2 protein-coding genes are annotated in these 1,833 nt (G+C 68.0%); both read right to left on the bottom strand.

Features of this window, described 5'->3' with window-relative positions; genetic code table 11:
- Window positions 1-278: 278 nt before the first annotated feature.
- Entirely contained in the window at window positions 279-1,244 is a 966-nt protein-coding gene (locus tag FJ980_RS30395) for a small ribosomal subunit Rsm22 family protein (protein ID WP_140547287.1), read from the bottom strand.
- A gap of 1 nt (window position 1,245) precedes the next feature.
- The gene (locus tag FJ980_RS30390; RefSeq protein WP_140547286.1) at window positions 1,246-1,569 is read right to left on the bottom strand and encodes a YnfA family protein; all 324 of its coding nucleotides are present in this window, start codon (window positions 1,567-1,569) and stop codon (window positions 1,246-1,248) included.
- Window positions 1,570-1,833 lie beyond the last annotated feature (264 nt).

The following is a 1,833-nucleotide window of genomic DNA, read 5'->3' as shown; positions in this document are numbered from 1 at the left end:
CGTCATCCACGGGCGGAGCAAGGAGCGAAGCGACGCGGCGCAGACCCGAGGATCCATTCCGTGACCTATAAGCGTCGCGGCGATGCAGAACGGCCCTGTTCTGCGCCGCCTTCATTCTTCGCGCGAGGTCACGGAATGGATCCTCGGGTCTACGCGTCCGCTGCGCTCCCGCTCCGCCCGTGGATGACGAAGTTTCGGGCGCTTCGGCTAATCTCCAAAGTCGCTGTTCCACAAAGGCATCGGCCGCATCGACGATGCGTCTTCTCCCGATCGCTCGCTCAGCCCAGCGTGTCGCCCCAGTCTGCCCGCCGCGCCGCCTTGAACAACTCGCCGTCGCGCTTGCTGAACAGGCGCTCGCCGGCGCTGCCGTCCGGTTGGCAGAGTTTCAGCACCACCTTGCCGGAGCCCCCCTTTGGCGGCGCGATCACCCGCGCCGAATGCGCCGGCGCGGGCTGCCGGGAGGCGGCGAGATAGATGAACTTCTCGTCCTCCCATGGCACCTCGGCCTCCTTGACCAGGCGATGCAGGCGCGAACGGGCGACGCGGCGCGCGAAATGGCACCAGTCGGGCGGAGCAAGCGGGCAGGGCGCCGCGTGCGGACAGGGCGCCAAAACATGCGCGCCGGCCGCAATCAGTTGCCGGCGCGCGGCAAGGATGCGCTGCCAGCCGGCGGGCGTGCCGGGCTCGACGATGAGCAATGTGCCGGCCGTGAGCCGCCAGAGGCGGTCGATGAGCCTCGGCAGCGATAAAGGCACGATCTCATCCAGCACATAGGCGGCGCTGACGAGGTCGGCGGGCATGATGCCGTCGAGATCGATAGTCGCGTCACCGGCGATCCAGTCGGCGCGGGCCGTGATAGCGCCTTCCGCAAGCGCCTGGCCGACCTTGCGCACGGCAGCGCTTGCCTCGACCAGCACCGCCCGTTCGAGCTCAGGCCAGGCGTCGGTCGTGGCCCAAAGCATGGTGCCAGGTCCGGCGCCGACATCGAGCAGGCTCGCCGGCCGGAAGTCGGGGCGGGTCTCGATCAAGGCATCGAGGCTGGCGCGCACGGCGGCATAGGTGGCGGGCAGCCGCGTCGCCAGATAGGCCTTGACGGCCATGTCCTCGCCCATATGCAGGCGGCCGTCGCGCAGCTCGGCGCGGTAGCGCTCCGAGAGCGTCCGCGCCGCCTGCTTCAGCGTCGGCAATGGCACCTTCTCCAAGAGGTTGTCGACGCCTTGCCGGAGCGGGGCGGGCAGTTCCATCTCAGGCTCCCCTCGGCGCAAGCAGGATGACCGAGGCGCCTACGACGCAGAGCGCCGCGCCGGCCAGATCCCAGCGGTCGGGACGCACGCCTTCGACCAGCCACAGCCAGCCGAGCGAGGCGGCGATGTAGACGCCGCCATAAGCGGCGTAGGCGCGGCCCGCCGCATCCGTGCCGACCAGCGACAGCAGCGACGCGAACAGCGCCAGCAAGATGAGGCCGGGGAGAAGCCAGAGCGCCGACCTCTCCAGCCGCCACCACGCCCAGAACGAGAAGCAGCCGGCGATCTCGGCAAGAGCGGCTGCGATGTAGATGAGGTAGGTCATGACGGGATCGGTAGCTCTTACCGAACCTTGTCACAAGATGGCGCAGGGTGCCGAGGACGGCCAGATGGCGCAGGTTTTCGCCAATCACAAATGTTACAGGAAGAGCGGGGCGCCAGAAACTGCCAATCTCCCCCCAAGTGGGCTACGGCATGCACATATTTCCAAGCGGCTGGTCTTTGGCGATAGGGTGCATGGCAGCTTGGCGCATGCATTGTCTCATGTAGCGCTGGTCGACCCCCACTCCGTCTCGGCTTCGCCGAGCCA

Source organism: Mesorhizobium sp. B1-1-5, assembly GCF_006443065.1.
Lineage (GTDB): Bacteria > Pseudomonadota > Alphaproteobacteria > Rhizobiales > Rhizobiaceae > Mesorhizobium.
This window is presented reverse-complemented; position numbering and strand designations above follow the sequence as displayed.